The 16,502-nt window shown below is 68.9% G+C and carries 14 protein-coding genes and 1 pseudogene; 11 read left to right on the forward strand and 4 right to left on the reverse strand.

Annotation, left to right across the window (positions count from 1 at the left end; translation table 11 throughout):
• Position 1: 1 nt before the first annotated feature.
• The 3 genes from GT045_RS25130 to GT045_RS25140 all read left to right on the forward strand — a co-directional run bounded on the left by GT045_RS25130 (position 2) and on the right by GT045_RS25140 (position 4,952).
• Positions 2–1,255: an MFS transporter gene (locus GT045_RS25130; protein ID WP_345942746.1), complete on the forward strand. Its 1,254-nt coding sequence runs from the start codon at positions 2–4 to the stop codon at positions 1,253–1,255.
• Positions 1,252–2,271, forward strand: coding sequence for a TolB-like translocation protein (locus GT045_RS25135; protein WP_161335538.1), 1,020 nt, complete (start codon positions 1,252–1,254; stop codon positions 2,269–2,271). Before GT045_RS25130 ends, GT045_RS25135 begins: the two co-directional genes overlap by 4 nt.
• 254 nt (positions 2,272–2,525) lie before the next feature.
• Positions 2,526–4,952: an Orn/Lys/Arg decarboxylase N-terminal domain-containing protein gene (locus GT045_RS25140; RefSeq protein ID WP_161335539.1), complete on the forward strand. Its 2,427-nt coding sequence runs from the start codon at positions 2,526–2,528 to the stop codon at positions 4,950–4,952.
• A 105-nt stretch (positions 4,953–5,057) separates the two neighbouring features.
• Here GT045_RS25140 and GT045_RS25145 read toward each other — a convergent pair whose 3' ends face one another.
• The 3 genes and pseudogenes from GT045_RS25145 to GT045_RS25155 form a co-directional block, all read right to left on the reverse strand.
• The gene (locus tag GT045_RS25145; RefSeq protein ID WP_161335540.1) at positions 5,058–7,820 is read right to left on the reverse strand and encodes a hypothetical protein; all 2,763 of its coding nucleotides are present in this window, start codon (positions 7,818–7,820) and stop codon (positions 5,058–5,060) included.
• Positions 7,821–8,100: 280 nt separating this feature from the next.
• The gene (locus GT045_RS25150; protein WP_161335541.1) at positions 8,101–8,556 is read right to left on the reverse strand and encodes a hypothetical protein; all 456 of its coding nucleotides are present in this window, start codon (positions 8,554–8,556) and stop codon (positions 8,101–8,103) included.
• Between the two features lie 445 nt (positions 8,557–9,001).
• Positions 9,002–9,088: pseudogene (locus GT045_RS25155) on the reverse strand (glutamine synthetase); the annotation flags it as partial.
• A 580-nt stretch (positions 9,089–9,668) separates the two neighbouring features.
• Between GT045_RS25155 and GT045_RS25160 the strand changes: the two are divergent.
• The 3 genes from GT045_RS25160 to GT045_RS25170 all read left to right on the forward strand — a co-directional run bounded on the left by GT045_RS25160 (position 9,669) and on the right by GT045_RS25170 (position 12,625).
• The gene (locus tag GT045_RS25160; RefSeq protein WP_161335542.1) at positions 9,669–10,628 is read left to right on the forward strand and encodes an LPO_1073/Vpar_1526 family protein; all 960 of its coding nucleotides are present in this window, start codon (positions 9,669–9,671) and stop codon (positions 10,626–10,628) included.
• A 201-nt stretch (positions 10,629–10,829) separates the two neighbouring features.
• On the forward strand, positions 10,830–12,065 hold the full coding sequence (locus GT045_RS25165) for a helix-turn-helix domain-containing protein (RefSeq protein ID WP_161335543.1): 1,236 nt from the start codon (positions 10,830–10,832) through the stop codon (positions 12,063–12,065).
• A gap of 17 nt (positions 12,066–12,082) precedes the next feature.
• Entirely contained in the window at positions 12,083–12,625 is a 543-nt protein-coding gene (locus GT045_RS25170; protein WP_161335544.1) for a flavoprotein, read from the forward strand.
• 216 nt (positions 12,626–12,841) lie between these two features.
• Here the strand turns inward: GT045_RS25170 and GT045_RS25175 are convergent, their stop codons facing one another.
• Positions 12,842–13,237, reverse strand: coding sequence for a GntR family transcriptional regulator (locus GT045_RS25175; protein ID WP_161335545.1), 396 nt, complete (start codon positions 13,235–13,237; stop codon positions 12,842–12,844).
• Positions 13,238–13,847: 610 nt separating this feature from the next.
• Here GT045_RS25175 and GT045_RS25180 point away from each other — a divergent pair.
• Genes GT045_RS25180 through GT045_RS25200 form a run of 5 tightly spaced genes read left to right on the forward strand, consistent with a single transcriptional unit; the run spans position 13,848 to position 16,486 of the window.
• Positions 13,848–14,117 (forward strand): DUF6284 family protein, encoded by a 270-nt coding sequence (locus GT045_RS25180; RefSeq protein WP_161335546.1) that lies wholly within the window; start codon positions 13,848–13,850, stop codon positions 14,115–14,117.
• Positions 14,114–14,467 (forward strand): hypothetical protein, encoded by a 354-nt coding sequence (locus GT045_RS25185; protein WP_161335547.1) that lies wholly within the window; start codon positions 14,114–14,116, stop codon positions 14,465–14,467. Before GT045_RS25180 ends, GT045_RS25185 begins: the two co-directional genes overlap by 4 nt.
• Positions 14,467–15,459 (forward strand): DUF2637 domain-containing protein, encoded by a 993-nt coding sequence (locus tag GT045_RS25190; protein ID WP_237538853.1) that lies wholly within the window; start codon positions 14,467–14,469, stop codon positions 15,457–15,459. Before GT045_RS25185 ends, GT045_RS25190 begins: the two co-directional genes overlap by 1 nt.
• Positions 15,456–16,103: a GGDEF domain-containing protein gene (locus tag GT045_RS25195; protein WP_161335548.1), complete on the forward strand. Its 648-nt coding sequence runs from the start codon at positions 15,456–15,458 to the stop codon at positions 16,101–16,103. The genes GT045_RS25190 and GT045_RS25195 overlap by 4 nt, the downstream gene beginning before the upstream one ends.
• Entirely contained in the window at positions 16,103–16,486 is a 384-nt protein-coding gene (locus GT045_RS25200; protein ID WP_161335549.1) for an RRQRL motif-containing zinc-binding protein, read from the forward strand. The genes GT045_RS25195 and GT045_RS25200 overlap by 1 nt, the downstream gene beginning before the upstream one ends.
• Positions 16,487–16,502: the final 16 nt, after the last annotated feature.

The raw sequence follows: 16,502 nt of genomic DNA on the forward strand, positions 1-16,502 counted from the left end.
CGTGTACGTAGCGGACAGCCGTGCCAGTACGTCCGCTCACGGCGCCGCCCGGCCACCCACCGGGCGGCGCCGTGCCGCGGTCGCACCGACCGTGCTCGCGCTGGGGACGGTGAGTCTGGTCACCGACGTGTCGTCGGAGATGGTGACGGCGGTACTCCCGCTGTACCTGGTGACCGGCCTCGGCCTGTCCCCGCTGGGCTTCGGGCTGCTGGACGGCATCTACAACGGGTTCTCGGCCGTCGTACGCCTCGTCGGCGGGCACTTCGCCGACCGGGGCGGCGGGCGGCACAAGTGGGTCGCGGGGCTCGGGTACGGCGTCTCGGCCGTGTGCAAACCCCTGTTGCTGCTGGCGCATTCGCTCACCCCGATCGGGTTGGTGCTCGCCGCCGACCGCACGGGCAAGGGGCTGCGGACGGCGCCGCGCGACGCGCTGATCTCGCTGTCCAGCACGCCACGGACCCGCGGGCGCGCCTTCGGCGTGCACCGGGCGATGGACACGGCCGGCGCGCTGCTCGGGCCGCTGGTGGCGTTCCTGATCCTGCGGGCCACCGTGGACGGCTACGACGCGGTGTTCACGGTGAGCTTCTGCGTGGCCGTGCTGGGCGTGCTGGTGCTCGTGCTCTTCGTGCCGGGCGGGCGCGGTACGGCGGCCGTCCCGGAGCGGCCGACCCTGCGCGCCGCCGTGGGGCTGCTGCGCGGGCGCGACCTGCGCCGGATCACCGTCTGTGCGCTGCTGCTGGGCCTCGCCACGGTCAGCGACTCCTTCGTCTACCTGCTGCTCCAGCGCCGGCTCGGCGTCCCCGACCGCTGGTTCCCGCTGCTGCCCCTGGGTACGGCCGCCGCCTTCCTGCTGCTGGCGGTGCCACTCGGCCGGCTCGCGGACCGGGCGGGCCGGTGGACGGTGTTCCTGGCCGGCCACGGCGCCCTGCTCGCCGCCTACCTCCTGCTGCTGACCTCCTGGCACGGCGCGGGTCTGCCCTGGCTGGTGCTGGCCCTGCACGGCACCTTCTACGCGGCCACCGACGGCGTGCTGATGGCGGCGGCCTCCGACAGCGTGCCGGAGGCGCTGCGCTCGTCCGGGCTGGCCGTCGTGCAGACCGGGCAGGCGCTCACCCGGTTCGCCTGCTCGCTGCTGTTCGGCGCGGCCTGGACGGTGTGGGGCGACCGGGCGGCGCTGGCCGGGGCGGCGCTGGCGCTGGCCGCCTGTGCCGCGTTCTCCCTCACCCTGCGCCCGAAGGGGACGGTGCCCGCGTGAGCGTACGCAACCGTGTGCTGATCCTGGCCGCGGCCGTCGCCGTGCTGGCGGCGGTCGGGCTGGCCGCCGTGCTGCACGCCTCCGCGCGGGCGGACCGCCGCGACCACCCGCAGGCCGGCGGCCCGCGAGTCACCGAGGGCGCGGTGACGCTGACCGGTTCCGGGCGCCTGGTGTTCCGGAACATGGCCTGGGGACCGCACCGCGACGAACTGACCGGCGTCCCCGCCGGGGACCCGGCCGGACCGCGCACCGCCTCCGGCGTCAAGTGCCTGCGCTTCCACGCCGCCTCGGGCACCGGGGTGTGCCTGCAGGCCGTGCACGGACCGGTCTCGGACACCTACCGCGCGCTGATCCTGGACGCGCGCCTGCGCACCGTGGACCACTACGACGTACCGGGCATCCCCTCCCGGGCGCGGGTCTCGCCCACCGGCCACCTCGCCGCCTGGACGGCGTTCGTGGGCGGCGACTCGTACGCCGGTACGGACTTCTCCACGCGCGCCGCCGTCGTGGACGTCCGCACCGGACAGCTGATCCCGTCCCTGGAGACCTTCCGGATCGTCAGGGACGGCCACCCGTACCGGGCGGCGGACGTCAACTTCTGGGGTGTGACGTTCGCGGCCGACGACCGCACCTTCTACGCGACCCTGGCGACAGAGGGCCACACGTACCTGGTCCGCGGCGACCTGCCGACGCGTACGGTCACCACCGTGCACGAGAACGTCGAGTGCCCCTCACTGTCGCCCGACGGCACCCGGATCGCGTACAAGAAACGGGTCGAGGGCCTCCCCCGGGACGCTCCGTGGCGCCTGTACGTGCTGGACCTGCGGACCATGCGGGAGACCCCGCTGGCCGAGCCGCGCAGCGTGGACGACCAGGCGGTGTGGCGGGACGCGCGTACGGTCGTCTACGCGCTGCCCGGCGACTACGGCGCCGACCTGTACGAGGTCCCGGCGGACGGCACCGGCACCCCGCACCGCATCAGCCCGGCCGCGGTGTCGCCGGCGTACCTGCCCTGAGGCGGCCGGTGACGGCCGGGGCGGCGCGGACACCGGCGCTTCCGGTCCTCCGTTCCCCTTGCCGTCACCCCCGCCCCTCGTCACCGGGATCACGGAACGTCCGGCCGTGGCCGGGCGCCGGCTCGGGTCAACGCGGCGGCCGGGAGTGTCCGTCGTCCCGGTGGTTTGCGGCACGCGCCCCGGGCCGGGCGGCGCGCCGCCCACGAGACTTTCCGGGGTGGCGGCCGGGGGGTTGCCGGGAGAGGGGCGGGCGGATGGCCGACAGCAGGATCCTGGTCGCGGTACCCCAGCATCCGCGCGCCGAGGGCGCCGCGGCGGAGCAGCTGCGCAAGATCCGGGACGCGGTGGAGGCGGCCGGCTTCGGCGTGCGCTGGGCGGTCACCGCCGAGGACGCCGACGCCGTCCTGCGGACCGAGGCGGGGCTGGCGGCGGCCCTGGTCGCCTGGGACCTGCCCGGGGACGGGACGCGGCGCGGTGGTGACGGGGGCGGGGCGCGGCCGGGTGGTGACGGGGACGGGGGCGCGCCCGTGCCGTCGGCGGGTGGTGACGGGGGCGGGGGCGCGCTCGTGCCGTCGGCGGGTGGTGACGGCCTGACGTCGGGCGGGGCCGCCGTACTGCGCCGGATCGGCCGGCGCTTCCGGGACCTGCCCGTGTTCCTGGTCATGGCCGAGGAGGGGGTGCGGGAACTGCCGCTGTGGGTGTCGGAGACGGTGGTCGGATACGTGTGGCCGCTGGAGGACACCCCGGGGTTCATCGCGGGCCGGATCACCAGTGCCGCCCGCGCCTACCGGGAGGACGTGCTGCCGCCGTTCTTCCGGGCGCTGCGCCGTTTCGACGACGCCCACGAGTACTCCTGGCACACCCCCGCCCACTCCGGGGGCGTCGCCTTCCTCAAGTCGCCCGCCGGACGCGCCTTCCACGACTACTTCGGTGAGCGGCTGCTGCGCTCCGACCTGTCGATCTCGGTGGAGGAGCTGGGCTCGCTCTTCGAGCACACCGGGCCGATCGGTGAGGCGGAACGCAACGCGGCCCGCGTCTTCGGCTCGGACCTCACCTACTTCGTGCTGCACGGCGACTCCACCTGCAACCGCGTGGTGGGCCACTTCAGTGTCACCCGTGACGAGCTGGCGCTGGTGGACCGCAACTGCCACAAGTCGGTGCTGCACGGTCTCGTGGTCTCCGGCGCCCGGCCCGTCCACCTCATCCCCACCCGCAACGGCTACGGTCTCGCCGGGCCCCTCCCGGCGGCCGAGCTGGCGGCGGAGTCGATCGCGGCCCGGATCGCGGCGCACCCGCTCGCCGAGGGTGCCGTCTCCCAGGACGCCCAGTACGCGGTGCTCACCAACTCCACCTATGACGGCCTGAGTTACGATGCCGTACCCACCGCGCGGGCGCTCGCTGCCAGTACGCCGCGGGTGCACTTCGACGAGGCGTGGTTCGCCTACGCCCGCTTCCATCCGCTGTACGCGGGCCGGTACGGCATGTCCGTGGACGCCGCCGCCCTCCCCGGCCCGGACCGGCCGACGGTCTTCGCGACCCAGTCCACGCACAAGCTGCTGGCCGCGCTGTCGCAGTCGGCGATGGTGCACGTGCGGCCCGCTCCGCGGGCCCCGGTGGAGCACGACCGGTTCAACGAGGCCCTGATGATGCACGGCACCACGTCCCCCCTGTACCCGATGATCGCCTCGCTGGACGTGGCGACGGCGATGATGGACGGCCCGCAGGGCGAGTGGCTGCTGGACGAGGCGGTGACCGAGGCGATCCGCTTCCGGCAGGAGATGGTGCGGCTGGGACGGCGGATGGCGAGCGCCGGGGACCGGCCACCGTGGTTCTTCGGCGTCTGGCAGCCGGAGGAGGTCACCGACCCGGCGACGGGCGCGCGCCTGCCCTTCGACGAGGCGCCGGCCCGGCTGCTCGGCACGGAGCAGTCCTGCTGGCTGCTGGAGCCGGACGCCGCCTGGCACGGTTTCCCCGGGCTGACCGAGGGCCACTGCATGCTGGACCCGGTCAAGGTCACCCTGACCTGCCCCGGGATCACCGCCACCGGGGAGATGGCGGACGAGGGCATCCCGGCGCGCGTCCTGACGGCGTACCTCGCCACCCGCAACATCGTGGTCGAGAAGACGGACACCTACACCACGCTGATCCTCTTCTCCATGGGCATCACCAAGGGCAAGTGGGGGACGCTGCTGGACGCCCTGATGGACTTCAAGGCCCTGTACGACGCGGACGCCCCGCTCGGCCGCGTCCTGCCCGGGGCGGTGGCCGCGCACCCCCGCCGCTACGCCGGCCTGACCCTGCGCGGACTGTGCCGGCAGATGCACGACCAACTGCGTTCCGTACGCCTGGTGGAGCTGCTGGACACGGCCTTCCAGCAGCTTCCGGAGCCGGTCTTCCCGCCGCAGCACTGCTATCAGCGGCTGGTGCGCGGCGGCACGGAACGGGTCCGTGTCGCCGACGCGGCGGACCGGGTGGCGGCGGCGATGGTCACGGTCACCCCGCCCGGCATCCCGGTCCTCATGCCGGGCGAGTCCACCGGCGCGCCGGACGGCCCCCTCCTGCGGTACCTCACCGCGCTGGAGACCTTCGACCGCCGCTTCCCCGGCTTCCGCAGCGAGACCCACGGCGTGACGATCGACGAGGACAGCGGGGACTACGAGATCGAGTGCCTGCGCGGCTGACCAGACCGGTGCCCGCCGGCCCGCCGGACTCGGGACCGCCGCGGTCGCCCGGATCCACGGGCACTGCGCCCGCCCGGATCCCGGGCGCCGCGGGTGCCGCCGGCGTCAGGGAGCCGGCCGCCCCGAACCGTTGCGGGGGCGGCGGGGAGGTCCCGGCCGGCGGCCGGCCGGCTCCTGCACCGGCAGACTCCAGGCCCGGCGTACCGACCGCAGAAGGGATCTCGCCGTGTACGGCGACACGGCGAGCTCCTGCCTGGCCTCCGCCAGCAGCTGCGGATCGCCGTCCGGGTGCGAACCGGCCCGCGCGCTGCGCCTGCTGAACCCTTCGGTACCGAAGATGTCCAACAGGGTCAGCGAGAAATAGGCGTAGGACGACGCCTCCAGCAGCAGCCGGGAAGTCGCCGCCTCCAGCTGCAGTCCGCCGCCGAAGAAGTCGAACTGCCGCCTGCCCTCCGCGAAGTCCGCGAGATCCCGGTGGATGGCGGACGCGTCCGTGGACCCCGACCTGAGGTGGGCCATGAGCCGCCGGAAGGACTCCAGCACGGGGCTGGCCTCCGCGGTCCATTCCTGCCGGCTCAGCAGCACGCGGAAACCCGACAGGGTCTCGTACAGTTCGTCCAGGATCAGCTTCCGGGAGATCTCCGACAGTTCCACCGCCCCGGTGTTCTTCTCGGTCTCCATGACGCGGCGGCCGTAGCGGACGAGATCCCGGGGAACACCGCCCGACAGGGCGTGCACCAGTTTCATGTAGGGCGGCGATATGCCGGGAGCCCGCTTCTGCAGGATCCTCATGGACTGGCCGAGCGTGCCGGGCTGCACGTGCACGACGTCGTCGAGCGAACTGTCGGTCGCGTCCCGGTACGGAAGACCTCTGCGCACGAACGCCGCCCCCACGTCCTCGGCCACCGAGACGAGGTAGTGGACGTGCGCGACCCCGAAGATCGCCTTGATCTCGCTCAGGAAGGCGAGCGCCTGCGCGTCGCTGCCCAGCCGGTCGAGTTCGTCGATGGCGATGATCGTGCGCTTGTCCTGCAGGGACCTGGACAGGGCGATGCTCGCCAGCACGTCCCGGAAGTCCGCCACCAGTTCGGGGAAGTTCGGCGGGACGCTCGTCACCGCCGTCGCGTGCGAACTGCCGACGGAGACGAGCTGGGACGTGCCCAGATTCAGCGTGGAGGTCGTGCTCTGCACCGTCTGGAGTCGGTACAGCTGGTTGCGGCACTGCCGGACCAGCTGGGGTTCACCCGGTCTGGGCTTCCATTCTCCGAACTTGTACAGGGCGATGCCGGTCAGCGCCGAGAGGATGCGGAGCTGGTTGTCCTCGTCGGTGACCATGGCCCGCACGGCCGGAAAGTGGCGGCAGAGGAGGACCCCGCCGGCCAGGCACAGGATCCGGACCAGCCGGAGGACCGCCTTCTTCGGCACCTCCCACGGTCCGACGGACCACTCGCCCCGGCTGTCGCCGGGGTCCGCGACCCAGTACAGGAAGAAGCAGCCCACCACGGAGAAGGTGGCGACGTCGTCCCCGAGGAACCGGCCCCAGTTGCGCGCCAGTCCGGGGTCACGGAACAGGGAGACGACCGGCAGGACCACCAGGGTCGTGCCGAGCAGGAACGCTCCCAGGTCCCAGCCGTACCTGAGGGTCCGCAGGAGGTTCCGGTTCTTCCGGGACCTCCAGATCAGCACTCCCAGCAGGGCGATGGCCACACCCGCTCCGACGTTCTCGCCGTCCCACACCGCGCCCACGAGGTCCGCCGCGTCACCGGACAGGCGGTGCGTCTGCGACGTGAGCGACTTCCCGTGCTGCTGCTCCAGGGACCGGACCGCCGCGAAGGTGCCCAGTCCGATGAGGAGCAGCGCCGGAAGGGCGTAGGAGAGCCAGGTGGCGAGACGCTTCAGCCCCGGCACCGTCCGGCGCACGGCCCGCTGCGTCGCCGTGATGCGGGTGAAGTCGGGGACTCGGTACCCCTCGCTCTCGATGTAGCGCTCGCACAGGGCGGAGAACAGCGACAGGAGGAAGTCGTGCGGGGTGAACGTGGCCGGCGCCGCGGCGAACACCGAGAAGTCGTTCTCGGTGACGCAGTGCTCCAGCAGCGTGGTCTTGCCCGAGCCCCTGGGCCCGCAGACGGCGATGGTCCCACCGTCCATCTGCTCCATCTTCCGGGCGAGCTGCGCCGCTCCCGCGCTGTCGACGACGTACTGACGACTCGATGTCGTCCGGAAGCCGTCGTAGTTGTCCGGAAACAGGAGCTCGTCCGGGTCGTCGCCGAGGAGCGCGTCCAGCACGCGCTTGACCAGGGGCTGCACCCCGTTGGCGCGCAGATCCGCTTCCCAGGCGTTCCCCGCGAGACGTGCCCGCAGCGCGAGGAACGTCTGTAAGGGGGTGTGGCAGACGAAACCGCCTGCCAGCATCAGCGTGCGTCTGCTCGGCGGATTCGTGAGCATCAGCAGAATCGACAGCGCGGTCACGGTGGCGGCCGTGTAGACGGCGACGTCGGGTCGGTTCTGCGACCACATCAGGAAGGACAGGAAGAGGAGGGCTATGGGAAATCCGGACCTCCAGTTCCAGTCCATCTCCTGTGCGCGGTACTCCTGGCCGGCTTCGACCCGGCGCAACGCGGAAAGACGGCGGCGGAACTGCTCCAGTGTCTCCTCGCTCGGCTCCGTCGCGCGCGTGGCGTTGGACTCGGCGGCCATGGCGGAGCGGATGGCCTCGGCGTTGGCCCCCGGCCGCTTGCCCAGACGCCGGGAGATGTCCGGCTCCTCCAGGCACAGCTCCACGACCTTGCGGTAGATCTCCGCCTCGGTACGGTCTTCCCACACCACGCCGACCAGCCGCTCGTAGACCGAGCGGGTGTTCCCCACCATCAGCCACCCCCAGGTGGACGACGATGATAGGGGCCACGCCGCGGACGGGACAGCCCGCCGAAACCACGCACCGACGGGCGTCCCCCTCGACACAGTGCAGCCAGGCACGATTGTGGTCGCACCACTCCTGCACCTCTTGCCGCAACGCGCTCTTTGCTTCCTACTGCTCAAGCTTGGGCTTGCTGAGGCTTCGTCGGCAGGATCGCCGCCCCATGGCTGGGGCCGGAAAGCCGTGGACAGTCCGCGTCAGAAGGCCGTCCCTTCCAGCTCACCGAGGACTTCAGAGGGGCGTTTCAACGGTCCATCTTGTTCCAAAAAACCCGTTGTCCGGCTTGAGCTGAAGCGTGTTGGGTCCTGGGTTGCCATCGAGCAACCGCGGTCCATTCGCCGCACTGAGGCAAGTGAAGATGAGTGAGTCTTCCGGCCCGTTAGAACGCAGCCACCTGGTGCCCGTGTTCGGCTCGTTGGTGTTTCGTACGAGTTGAATGGTACCGGTGAACGGATTCCCGTCGAGATAGCGGTCTTCGCTGAACGAGTCCAGAAGGTCAAAGAAGCTGGTGGGGTCCAGGTCCTGCATGCACAGGAAGGTGTACTGGTTGTTGCCGAGCGCGTTCATCTCCCACCGCGTACCGGGCTCATCCTTGTCCCTCAGGGTTGTTGCAGCAGCTTCCGGGATACCGGCGAGATAGTGCTTCCCGGGAAAGTCGGCTTTGCAGCGAAGATGCACCAGCGCCATGGCGAGGCTCCCTTCCCTTTGACATATTCCAGCACAGGAAGATTTATGTGGGAACTCAAGCACATCCTCACCCGCGAGAGTTTCGCCTCAACTACCAGGTTGGCTGGTTGCCGCCAGCTGCGCAACTCCCGGCCGGCCGTCGTGCGGAGCTGCGCCAGGAGAGAGCTATTCACCCCGAAAGGCATCAATTCCCGCAAGAGCTGTGCCGCTGAGTCGCCGAGAGGACCCTGTTCCCCTCGCCCAGCCGCCGACCCCTGCGCCGCCTCCATGAGCGCGAGCACTTCCTCGCCTTCGCGCCAACTGACGGACTGGAACGAAGTCTTGGGGCCGAGGCTCAGCACCTGCGACGGCCCGGAGGCGGCCCAGGGCGGTGCCACAGCGTGGGGCCGACGGTCCGCGACCGTCGGCCCCTGCGCCGAATCCGGAAGCCCTGCCTGACCTGCCCCTACAGCACCGGCAGGTTCTTGCGCAGCTCGAAGGCCGTCACCTCGGACCGGTACTCGTGCCACTCCGCGCGCTTGTTGCGCAGGAAGTGGCGTCGACCTGGACCGACCTCATGCGATCGTCGTCGGCGCAGCAGTGACCTGCGGTCGAGCGGTCATCGTCGGTCGTTGTTGGTTGCCAAGGGCCGCCCTCCGACGGCCCGCAGACGGCCCAGCTCGGCACTGCGGTCGCAAGGCTGGCTTCCCTGAAGACCGCCACCGAACAGGGCACATCCGCCACAATGGGCGCATGACGCTGACACAGACCACGCGCAGGCGGCTATGGGCAGGCGGGGCAGCGCTTGGGGCCGTGATGGTGGCAATGGGCGCTTATTTCTTGCATGTTGGCCTGGACCAGTCCAACAAGGTCGCCGGAGTCTCAGGGCCATTTCTCGCACTGATCGGAATTGGCCTTTCATGGGTATCAACTATACAGGCCCGCTCAACACCTGGGAGCTCTCAGACTCCCACAAGGCAATCACAAAGCAGCGGAAGCAACTCAGTCAACATTCAGTCCACTAACGATATCAACATTGGAAACAACAATAAGTTTGGCGGGCGCTAATGTGGCAGAGACAGAAGGCCGGAGAAAACTCAGCCCTGCTTCAAGCGAGACAGATCAACATTGGTGTGGGCGTCGAGGATGTCGAGTACATCTCCACAAAGATGGCCATGGAGGTCTTTTCGGCCCACTCCAGAGATGCCTTCCAGCTGATGGCGGAGCGAGTCGAAACGTTCGCACGTACCTACGTTGACCAGATTTTGCTCGAATCCCCTGAAGCCATCGAGAACATCAAGGACCCAGGCGTTCAGGCAGCAATTTTGGATGCAGAGTCAGCCTACGCTAAGAGCGGAGACGACGACCTAGGCGCCCTTCTGGTCGACATTCTGACCAAGAGAACGTCGATTATGGATAGGAACGTTGCACAGCTCGCACTTTCCGAGTCTATCCATGTAGCACAAAAACTCACAGCGCAGCAGTACTCATCAATGTCCTTGATTTTCTTGCTGCGACACGTCAAGTTCGGCGCGCCGAGCCTCAAGGTCCTGCATCAGAGGTTGCGCGAAAATCTGGACCCAGTGGCCGCAGAGGCCACTATCACCGGAGCAGACGCACAACACCTAATTGCCACCGGGTGCGCGATCCTCCTGCCCATTTCTCAGTCTATCCCCGAAGCCATCTCCGGTACATACCCAGGATTCTTTTGCATGGGCCTGGAATCCGACAACCCTGCCGTCAGAGATTTGCCAGCCTCCTACTTCCAAACATGCATTAGGGATCCCAATAAGGTGCAGGTTGGCTGCGTAGATGAGCAAGCCCTCTCGGTATTGACGGAACAGAATGGAGCTAGCGCATCAGAGATTGAAACTCTCAAAGGTCTGCTAAAGGCAAATCCGATGAGTCACGACGACCTAATCAAGGAGCTTATAGCCGTTGCGCCAAATATGCAGTCGGTGGAAGAAAAATGGAGTAAGACGCTTTTCCCGCAGCTAAGCCTTACTTCGGTGGGCTTGGTTCTCGCCCACTCAAATCTCCTTAGGCTGACAGAGGGCAGATTCGACGCTCCCCTGGAGGTCTTCCTTTCGTAGGAGTGACGAACAGAACCTAGGTACCAGGTCGGCTGCACAGCGCCGCCCAGCGTGCAGGGACCCGGACACTCTGTCCGGGTCCCTGCACGCTGGGCGGCGCACCCTTACTTAAGGCCTTCGACAAGCAAAGCTAACTACCTGCCCAACCGACGGCTCTGTACTGTGAGTCAGGCCCCTACCGCCCGCAGGAGGCAGCACGCAATGCGTGGTCTAGGAGATCATCTCAGCGTCGGTGAGCGCATCGCGTTCTACCGAAAGCGTCGCGGCTACACGCAAGAGGTACTGGCCGGCCTAGTCGGGCGTAGCACCGACTGGTTGGCGAAGATCGAAACGGGACGCCGGAAGCCTCCCCGGATCGACATGCTCGCGGAGCTATCGCGCATCCTGCGCGTGCCCCTCGGCGACCTGCTCGGTCAGACCATGCTCATGGAGGACGAGAAGCAGCGGGACGACGTTCCGGCCGTGCGCGATGCGCTCATGAGCCCGCGCCGGCTATCTCGTCTGCTCTTCGGCCCCGAGGCTGAGGCGCAGCTTCCTACGCCCGTGCCCGTGGCCGTGCGTGTGGAGCAGGCGTGGAACGACTACCAGGGTGGGCGGCTCGGCAGCGTCATCGCTGCACTTCCCGCCCTCCTCCAGACTGCGCAAGAACTGGAGGAGCGAGCCGCACGGCGCGGCGAGGACCGTAGCGACTGCTGGGCAGTGTCGGCCCGCACTCACCACCTCGCAGCAACGACCCTCGCGAAGATCGGCGAATCGGACATCTCATGGCTCGCCGCAGAGCGCGCGATGCGTGCCGCAGACGAGTCTGACAACCCGCTCGTGTTGGCGTCCGCCGCACGGTCAGGCACTCACGCCCTGCTGGCCAACGGCCGGTACGACGATGCTTTGGAGCTGGGCAATACGGCCGCCGCATGGCTGTCGTCTCAGGTGACCGACAACGACCCTGCGGCACTGAGTTTGCTGGGGATGATCCACCTGCGGGCCGCTGTCGCAGCAGCCCGCCACCAGGACCGGCCCACCGCAACCGGACTGCTGAGTCGAGCCGAGGAACTCGCGGATGACCTCGGCTCGGATGAGAACTACTGGCAGACCGGCTTCGGACCCACGAACGTCCTGCTTCACCGTTTGTCGGTTGAGCTGGACCTCGACAACGTGTCGTACGTGGTGGAGCACGGGCGCATCAACGTCGACCACATGCCGCAGGAACGCAGCGTCTCGCATCGGATCGACTACGCACGCGCCCTCTCGCTCGCCGGACAGGGTGATGATGCGTTCACGGAGCTGCGTACGGCTGAGCGCACGTCGCCGCAGCTCGTACGCAACAATCCCAGGGTGCGCGAGACGCTGCGGGACCTGATCAAACAGTCTCCGGTCACTGGTGGCTCGCGTTCATCCGAAGTGTTCGTGATGGCTCAGCGGTGCAGGGCGGTGCAGTGAGTTCAGGCAGGCGTGGAGTGCTCGGGGTCGTCGGGTCTGCGGCCGGAGGCGTTGAGTCGCTGCGTACCGGTCTCGTAGAGCCCGCGATGGATCGCGGATGGCAGGTGGCCGTCACGCTCACGCCGACCGCAGGTCAGTGGCTGCGCCTCAGTGGCGAGGCCGAGCGGCTGGAGAAGCTGACCGGCCTACCCGTCCGCGATGAGCCCCGGTTGCCCGGCGAGGCGCGACCGCACCCGCCGGTTGACTGCTACGTCGTCGCTCCCGCGTCGGCCAACATGGTCGCCAAGCTCGCGACCGGCCTGATGGACAACCAGGCTCTGACCCAGGTGGGCGAGGCGATAGGCACCCTCGGTCTGCCGGTTGTCGTCTTCCCTCGGGTGAACGCGGCGCACGCTCGCCACCCGGCATGGCAGCACCACATCGACACCCTCCGGGCGGGTGGCGTGCATGTCGTCTACGGACCGGATGTGTGGCCCCTGTATGAGCCTCGGGAAGCGCCGGCGGGCCGCCCGCTGCCCTGGACGGCAGTGCTCGACACAGTGGATGCGGCCATCCGATGACGGTTCGTCAACAGCCCTGACCTGCAAGGAAAGAGGACCCGGACAGTCTGTCCGGGTCCTCCGCCGTTCCGGGCCACATCCTCATTGGCATGTCAGGGATCAATGAGCAAAGCGGCGAGTTGGAAGGCATGACTCCCGCCGAACTCGCTTTGATCAAAGCGAGTTTGAGCGAGGCGCGCGCCAAGGTTGAACGACTGCTGAAGCGCGCGGACGAACTCACGGCGACGGTGGAGTCTCGCTACCCACAAGCTGCTCAAGGCGATCAAGGCGCTCGCCAAGTAGGCGCAGGGCGTCATGAATCGTGCTGAGTTCTGCGGCCAGGGCGGTGAATGCCGGGCTACTGCCCGGCTCGCTGCCGAGGGGCACAGCAGGATCGCGGACGAACGTCCCGCGACCCTGCTGGGTGAGCACCAGCCCCTCGTCACGGAGCTGACCGAACGCGCTCTGAACAGTCATGAGCTGCACGCCAAGCTCCTTGGCGAGCTTGCGAGCGGCTGGGAGTTGATCGCCCGGCTCGTACTCACGGTCGGGGCCCGCGATCTTCTCACGGAACTGCGCCGCGATCTCCTTGGCCGTGGGCGTCTGCTTGGGCGCTTCGGGGCTCTGATCCATGGCATCGAGAGTAACCGGACCTAGGTCAATCTCTGATCCTCCGACGGATCCTCTTGACAGTCAGATTGACCTAGGTCAATCTGAACTCACGCCGAAGCGAGAGGCCCGGAAGGGCTTCATCGGATGGCTTCACAAGTGCTTTACCTGCACAAACGCAGAGGGCGGGGACGCTGCAATCCCGCTAAAGGCCAGGTGGAACAGGGCTTCGGCCCGTACTGGCGAGGTGGCCCGGTGACCGCGAGCAACGGCCGGAGAGTGGGGACAAGGTCCCCCTTGCAGTGCAAACGCCCCGTTCATCGTTTTGAAGGAGCGACTGTGATCAGACGAAAGCGTTGGGCGCGGCCGTGATCGACCGGCACGGCCGCGCCGCTCCATCCCCCGTCCCTCGCACCGTTCGGATGCGGCGGACAACCGGTCACCTTCTGCCGAATCGCGGTGGCTATCACCGCGCCGGTTGCCTCCCTCGCCCGTCCGGCCGCGCTGTCTGCGCCGGCTGTACGGGCGGGGTGGTGGGGAGCCGGAACCCCCCGACTTCAACGGCGTGAGCCCCCGGAGGTGCAACTCCGGGGGCTCTGTTCGGGCCGTTCCTCCGTGGAAGGAACCACGACCCATGAACCACGTTGTCACACTTCAGGACGCTGTCACGGCGTTCGCCGACTTCATGGAGCCGACAAACGCTGAGCTGGACGCCATCGACCGGGAAATGCCCGTGATCCTGGCGGACGTCGACCTGTTGGACGCACAGATCATGACCCTAGACCGCGTCCCGACGGAGTTCGACGAACGGCGTATTCGCCGGGCCCGCCGCCGTGCGCTGGCCGCCCGCGTCGCCGTGATCAACCAGACGGCCGGTGTGAGCCTTCCCGGCGGTGCGGCATGAACGAGGGTCTGACCCTGGATGGACTGGCTGTTCCGCTGCGGGTGCTGCGCCTGCTTGCGGTCGACTTTCCGCACCTGACCGCGCCGAACGTGGACGTCTCGCCCCTGTACCCGGAGGTGCTGCGTCTGTCGCTGCACGAGTCGTCGTGCGACAGCTTCGCCGCGTTCGAGTCCTGGCGCCGTGCGCTGGGCATCGAGTGCGCCGCGGTCGACTTCCACACCCAGAGCGATGGCCGCACCGCAGTCCTGAAGGGGTCCGGCGTGTACGGGGGTGCGGACATCGAGTTGACCGCCTTCGCCTCCTTGCCCGCCGATGACACGGCGTTCGCCGGGGCGGGGGGTGCACAGTGATGTCGCAGTCCGCGGAACGCGCGACGGTGCCGCCGCTCACTCACCCGGAAATGGGGCTCGCCGGTGTGGGCGCGCTGGCCGCGGCCGGCGTGGGCGCACTCGGTCTGATTTCCTCTTTCGACGCGGTGTCGTTGGCCGCGGCGCGGTGGGGGTTCGGTGAGCCGTGGATGCTGCCGGTCGGCATCGATACCGCGATCCCGGTGTTCACGGTGGCCAACCTGCTGTTGATCCGGATGGACATGGCGTTGGCGTGGGTGCGGTTCGTGCCCTGGGCGTTGACCCTGGTCACGTGCGGTTTGAACGTCGCCGCCGGCAACGGAATGTGGGCGAAGGTCGCACACGGGACGATGCCGCTGCTGTGGGTGGTCTTCTCCGAGATCGGCGCGCACATCTACGCCGTGCGGATCGGTGCTGCGACCGGCCGGCGTATGGAGAAGATCCGTTTCTCACGGTGGCTGCTGGCGCCGCTGTCGACGTTCGCTCTGTGGCGGCGCATGACCTTGTGGGAAGTCACCTCCTACAGTGCAGCGCTGGCGTGTGAGCGTGAGCGGTTGCTGATCCGTGCGGATCTGCACGAGCGTTACGGCCGCAGCTGGCGCCGGAAGACCCCGCGGCGTGAGCGCGTGATGCTCCGCATGGGCGAACTCGCCCCCGCCGCCCCGATGCCGGCTGCCACCGCCCCGGAGCCTGAGCCGGTGCAGGCACCGGAGTCGCCGGAGCCCGCAACGCCTCGTCCGTCGCGCAAGCGGCCGGCCAAGGCCAAGCCCGCTCCGGTGCAGCGCACCGCCGCCGACATGCTGACTGAAGCCCGCAAGGTCACAGCGGACTGGACGGATGACGCGGTCAACGCCGAGGCGCTGCGGAAGGTGCTGCGGTGCGGGTCGGCGTCGGCGCGGCAGGTGCGTGACGTCCTGCTCGCCGAACGCTCGGAGGCTCGTTCCCTGCGTCCGGCGGACGTCGTCCCGGCTGAGGCTGAGGGGGTGGCGGCATGAGCACGCTGGCCACGCTGCTGTTAGCCGTGCTGCCGCTGGTGGCGGGGTGGGTGGTTCATGTGCGGTGGCTGCACCGCTGCCTGAGCACCGCGCGCCTGGACCCGTTGACGGGTCTGGTCACTCGCGACGGGTTCACCCGCCGCGCGAACGCCCTGTTAAAGGATCCGCGGGCGGTCGTTGTCCTCGCCGACGTTGACAAGTTCAAGCAGATCAACGACACCCACGGGCACGCCGCGGGTGATGCGCTGCTGAAGGCTACCGCTGACCGCCTCGCCCACCACGCGGGTCGCTCCGGCATCGCCGGCCGTCTGGGAGGCGATGAGTTCGCCGCCGTGCTCATCGACACTCACGGCACCGCCGCCGACATGCTGACCCTGCTCCACGGCGTGCTGGCCCGCCCGGTCGACGGCCACGACCCCGACGTGCACACCACGGTCTCGCTGGGCTGGGTACGCGCCGCGGACTTCCCCGCCGACAACCTGTCCGAGCTGCTGCGCCGGGCGGATGAGGCGATGTACGCGGCCAAGCAAGCCCGCTCCGGCACCCGCCGGGCGGGCCTGGGACGGCTGTTCGCCACGATCGCCGGGCGCCGCTCCGGCCGCACCGGGACCCGCTCTGACGGGCCCGTGGGGGTGGCGGTCTGATGTCCGCCTACACCAAGTGCTACGACCCTGCCGGGGCACGGTTCGGGATACCGACCTACCCGTGGCACTTCGCCCCGGACGGCTACGCCACCCGCCGTCAACTGCGCGCGTCCGGGCTGCGCCCTGGCGGGCAGGAGGTGGCGGCGCAGATCATGCGCACGCATCGCGGCCGGAAGGCGGGGGTGCAGGTGGCATTCCTCTATCGCGTCGACCGCGCCAAGCCGGTGCGTCCGATGACGTCCCGGAAGTGGGGTGCGCTCGCGCTGGCGATGCTGGCTCGCCGCACCTGCCCGAACTGCCGGATTACCTACGGCTACTGCATCCCGACGTCGCTCGGGATGTGCGTCCTGTGCGCCTACCCCGAGGAACAGTGCGCCGCCTGACCGCTTCCATGCGGGG

The organism is Streptomyces sp. SID486 (genome assembly GCF_009865385.1).
GTDB lineage: Bacteria > Actinomycetota > Actinomycetes > Streptomycetales > Streptomycetaceae > Streptomyces.

Coding starts and splice junctions, on each gene's coding strand:
- GT045_RS25175 (WP_161335545.1), bottom strand. CDS start 13,237: ATGGATCAGAGCCCCGAAGCGCCCAAGCAGACGCCCACGGCCAAGGAG.
- GT045_RS25180 (WP_161335546.1), top strand. CDS start 13,848: ATGAACCACGTTGTCACACTTCAGGACGCTGTCACGGCGTTCGCCGAC.
- GT045_RS25140 (WP_161335539.1), top strand. CDS start 2,526: ATGGCCGACAGCAGGATCCTGGTCGCGGTACCCCAGCATCCGCGCGCC.
- GT045_RS25150 (WP_161335541.1), bottom strand. CDS start 8,556: ATGGCGCTGGTGCATCTTCGCTGCAAAGCCGACTTTCCCGGGAAGCAC.
- GT045_RS25185 (WP_161335547.1), top strand. CDS start 14,114: ATGAACGAGGGTCTGACCCTGGATGGACTGGCTGTTCCGCTGCGGGTG.
- GT045_RS25195 (WP_161335548.1), top strand. CDS start 15,456: ATGAGCACGCTGGCCACGCTGCTGTTAGCCGTGCTGCCGCTGGTGGCG.
- GT045_RS25200 (WP_161335549.1), top strand. CDS start 16,103: ATGTCCGCCTACACCAAGTGCTACGACCCTGCCGGGGCACGGTTCGGG.
- GT045_RS25145 (WP_161335540.1), bottom strand. CDS start 7,820: ATGGTGGGGAACACCCGCTCGGTCTACGAGCGGCTGGTCGGCGTGGTG.
- GT045_RS25190 (WP_237538853.1), top strand. CDS start 14,467: ATGTCGCAGTCCGCGGAACGCGCGACGGTGCCGCCGCTCACTCACCCG.
- GT045_RS25165 (WP_161335543.1), top strand. CDS start 10,830: ATGCGTGGTCTAGGAGATCATCTCAGCGTCGGTGAGCGCATCGCGTTC.